We start from the raw sequence: 3,784 nt of genomic DNA, 5'->3' as shown, positions 1-3,784 counted from the left end.
CCGGGCCCCAGCCGCCCCCGCCGGTCGCGTCGAGGAAGCCGGCGACCAGGCCGAGCGGGGACAGGAACCGCTTCCGCAGCGGCCGGCCGAGGCGTTCCTCGGGCAGGCCGCGCAGGGTGAAGCGGGACATGACGTAGAGGCCGAGGCCGAGGAGGATCAGCGACATCACCGGACCGGCGACCTCTGTGGAGAGCGACGAGAGGACGGTCGCGCCCAGGAACGCGCCCACCGCGCCCGGTACGCCGATCCTGGCGACGACCTTCCAGTCCACGTTCCCGAACCGCCAGTGCGAGGCGCCCGACATGAGGGTCGTGCCGATCTCGGCGAGGTGCACCGTGGCCGAGGCGATGGCCGGGTTGGTGCCCATGGCGAGCAGCAGAGTCGTCGAGGTCACGCCGTAGGCCATGCCCAGGCTGCCGTCCACGAGCTGGGCGCCCAGGCCCGCCAGTGCGAGCAGTACCAGCGTCCGCATCTCTTCCTCGTCCCGTCTTCCGTCGCCGCTCTTTCCGGTCTTTCCGGTCTTTCCCACCGGTTGAGTAGGGATTGACCGCGCGGCAACGCTACGAGAACAAGCTGAGGACAGGCTGAGCGCGAGGTAACGATCCTGTGCAGCCGTCCGCCGGACCTACCCCGGCCTATGGGGTCACGGGTTCTCCCAGGCCGTCGGCTCCGCCGCCAGCCCCTTCACCGGCTCGGGCAGGGCGCCGGCCGCGAGGTCGGCCATCGTGACGCCCTCCAGGATGCGGCGGACGTTGGCCCGCAGCGCGATCCACAGCGGCAGCAGCGGCTCGGCGGATCCGGTGTAGGTCAGCCCGGTCGGCCGCTCACCCCGTACCGACACGATGGGCCCGTCGACGGCTCGGATCACGTCGGCGACGGTGATGGCGGCGGGTTCGCGGGCCAGTAGGTACCCGCCGCTGCCACCCCGCCTGCTGGTGACCAGGCCGCCGCGCCTGAGGTCCCCGAGGATGCCCTCAAGGAACTTGTGCGGGATCTCCTGCACGGTCGCGATGGCTTCGGCCTTCACCGGCCCGTTGTCCTGCCGCACGGCGACTTCCAGTACCGCGCGTACGGCGTAATCCGCCCGTGCCGAGATCCTCATGGCCAACATTGTCGACCACGAGGACAAGCGATCGCTCCACGCCCCAGCCGACCCGCACCCGCACCCGCACCCGCAAGGGGCGCGGGGAACCGCGCGAGCAACCACCGACAACCCGCAGACGGCAGACGGCCCCGGACTCTCAGCCGAGCCGGATCACATTCCACGACATCGGCTCCAGGACCGCGCTCAGCACGCCGTCCCGCAGGGAAGCACTCTCACCCGCGTGCGGAGCGACCCGCTCGGGCTCCGTCAGTGTGTTCCGCGCGTCCGGGTCCGCGTCGGCCAGCACGCTGTGCTCGACGATCCGCGTCAACTCCAGCCCGTTCAGCGAGACTTCCAGCGGCAGCGCGTCCGTACGACCCCGGTTGACCGCGAACACGGTCACCGACCCGTCCTCGGCCCGCACCGCCGTCGCGTGCAGCAGATCGGCCTCGCCGTACTTCTTCGTCTCGTACGTCGGCGAGTCCACCCGTACGTCGAGCACCTCGCCCCGCCCGTACTTCGCGGCCTGGGCGAACGGGAAGAAGGTCGTCTGCCGCCAGGCCGGGCCGCCCGGCTCGGTCATGATCGGGGCGATGACGTTGACGAGCTGGGCGAGGCAGGCGACGGTGACGCGGTCGGCGTGGCGGAGGAGCGCGATGAGGAGGGAGCCGAAGACGACGGCGTCCATGACGCTGTAGTTGTCCTCCAGGAGGCGCGGGGCCTCCGCCCAGTCCCGCGCGCCGGAGTTCTCAATCGCGTGCCACTTCGAGATGTACCAGACGTTCCACTCGTCGAAGGAGAGGTTGATCTTCTTCGTGGACTTGAGCTTCGCACCCACGTGGTCACAGGTGGCGACCACGTTCTCGATGAAGGACTCCATGTCGACGGCGGAGGCGAGGAAGGAGTCGACGTCGCCGTCCTCGGGCTGGTAATAGGCGTGCAGGGAGATGTAGTCGACGAGGTCGTACGTCTCCGCCAGGACCGTCGCCTCCCACTCGGCGAAGGTCGGCATGGACTGGCTGGAGGAGCCGCAGGCGACGAGTTCGACGTCCGGGTCGATCTGACGCATCGCGCGGGCGGTCTCGGCCGCGACACGGCCGTACTCGGTCGCCGTCTTGTGGCCGGTCTGCCAGGGGCCGTCCATCTCGTTGCCCAGGCACCAGAGCCTGATACCGAAGGGGTCCTTGTCGCCGTGGGCGGCACGGAGGTCGGAGAGGGCGGTGCCGGCGGGGTGGTTGGCGTACTCCTGGAGTTCGAGGGCCTCGGCGACTCCGCGGGTGCCGAGGTTGAGGGCCATCATGGGCTCGGCCCGGGGGCCGACCTTCTTCAGGAAGGCGATGTACTCGGAGAGGCCGAAACGGTTGGTCTCGGTGGAGCGCCAGGCGAGGTCGAGGCGGCGGGGGCGGTCCTCGGCGGGCCCGACGGAGTCCTCCCACTTGTAGCCGGAGACGAAGTTGCCGCCGGGGTAGCGGATCGTCGTGACGCCCAGCTCCCGGACCAGGTCCAGCACGTCGGTCCGCAGGCCCGCCTCGTCGGCCGCGGGGTGGTCCGGCTCGTGGATGCCTGTGTAGACGCAGCGGCCGAGGTGTTCGACGAAGGAGCCGAAGAGTCGGGGGTTGACCTCGCCGACCTTGAATGCGGGGTCGAGGGTGAAGCGGGCGGTGCGGGTCATCGGGGGCGGCCCCTTCGCTGTTCGGTGTTCAGTGATCGGCGTTCGGCGTTCGGTATTACGGATGGTGATCGTTGAGCCGAACGGGACGCTATGGTCGAAGCCGGGGCGAGTCAATGGGGTCGTGCGTCCAGGTGGCGTGCGCCTGTTCGCCTGCCAGGCCCGCTGATCGGGCGGGTGCGGCCTCTCTGCGGCTTGTCGCGCAGTTCCCCTCACCCCTCAAGGAGCACGTGCACCACTATCGTTCGTCGAAATTCAACGATCGTTGGATTCTCGTGGTGCCGGCGCCGGAGGGCACGTAGGGTCGGCGCGTGCCTGCACTCCCCGACGCCCTTGCCGAGACCTTGACGCGACTCGACACCCGTATCACGGAGACCGGTACCGACCGGGGTCTGCTCCTTGACGTACAGACGCTGGCGGAACGAACGGCCCTCGACGGGGACACGGTGCGGTCCCTGCTCGACGGGGGCGAACCGGTGGCCGACCGGGTCGACGACCGGGTGCGTGGGCGGGTGCGGGCGCTGCACGAGGCGTATGTCGCGCGGAGCGGGAAGCGCGCCGGGGAGGTCTGCAGGGAGGTCGCGGAGCGGCTCTCGATCAGTCCCGAGTGGGCCCGGCAACTGCTGCTCGGCAAGAAGATGCCGAACGTGCCCGACCTGACCGAACTCGCGGGGTTCTTCGGCATCGAGGAGGGCGTCCGGTTCTTCACCGACCCGGCCGCGACCGTCCTCAACCGGGAACTCGGCCGCCTGCTGGCGGGACTTGAGGGTGAGACGGACGACGACGGGCCGCTGGTCGAGTACGGGCCGCTGGTCGAGTTCGCCACCCGGCACGGGGTCGTCACACTCGCGCTGCGCGGCCATCGGCTGACCCGCCGCAAGCAGGAGGCTCTCGCCGTCATGCTCGAAGGGCTGCTCGGCGTGGACGACGAGGAGACCCGGCGATGAACCGCGGCGAGGGCACCGGGGGCGACCGCGCCGGGAGCGAGGGGCACCACCGGGCCGGGCGGACCGGGCGGGCCGCCCGGGGCA

General features: G+C 70.4%; 4 protein-coding genes. 1 reads left to right on the top strand and 3 read right to left on the bottom strand.

The annotated features are described in order from the left end of the window. From AWZ10_RS19110 to arfA, 3 genes are all read right to left on the bottom strand, one after another. On the bottom strand, window positions 1–529 hold a 529-nt coding region (locus AWZ10_RS19110; RefSeq protein ID WP_244172521.1), incomplete at its 3' end, for a sulfite exporter TauE/SafE family protein. Window positions 530–643: 114 nt separating this feature from the next. Beyond that, the gene (locus tag AWZ10_RS19105; protein ID WP_060891655.1) at window positions 644–1,102 is read right to left on the bottom strand and encodes an RrF2 family transcriptional regulator; all 459 of its coding nucleotides are present in this window, start codon (window positions 1,100–1,102) and stop codon (window positions 644–646) included. 139 nt (window positions 1,103–1,241) lie between these two features. Further along, the gene (arfA, locus tag AWZ10_RS19100) at window positions 1,242–2,756 is read right to left on the bottom strand and encodes an arabinosylfuranosidase ArfA (protein WP_046707710.1); all 1,515 of its coding nucleotides are present in this window, start codon (window positions 2,754–2,756) and stop codon (window positions 1,242–1,244) included. 308 nt (window positions 2,757–3,064) lie between these two features. On the opposite strand from arfA, the gene AWZ10_RS19095 reads away from it, so the two are divergent. Then, window positions 3,065–3,700: a hypothetical protein gene (locus AWZ10_RS19095; RefSeq protein WP_046707709.1), complete on the top strand. Its 636-nt coding sequence runs from the start codon at window positions 3,065–3,067 to the stop codon at window positions 3,698–3,700. The last annotated feature ends 84 nt before the right edge of the window (window positions 3,701–3,784 follow it).

It is taken from the genome of Streptomyces europaeiscabiei, from assembly GCF_001550375.1.
In the GTDB taxonomy this organism is placed as follows: Bacteria; Actinomycetota; Actinomycetes; order Streptomycetales; family Streptomycetaceae; genus Streptomyces; species Streptomyces europaeiscabiei.
The sequence above is the reverse complement of the archived record's forward strand: the minus strand, read 5'-3'. Positions and strand labels throughout refer to the sequence as shown.

Coding starts and splice junctions, on each gene's coding strand:
- AWZ10_RS19105 (WP_060891655.1), bottom strand. CDS start 1,102: ATGAGGATCTCGGCACGGGCGGATTACGCCGTACGCGCGGTACTGGAA.
- arfA (WP_046707710.1), bottom strand. CDS start 2,756: ATGACCCGCACCGCCCGCTTCACCCTCGACCCCGCATTCAAGGTCGGC.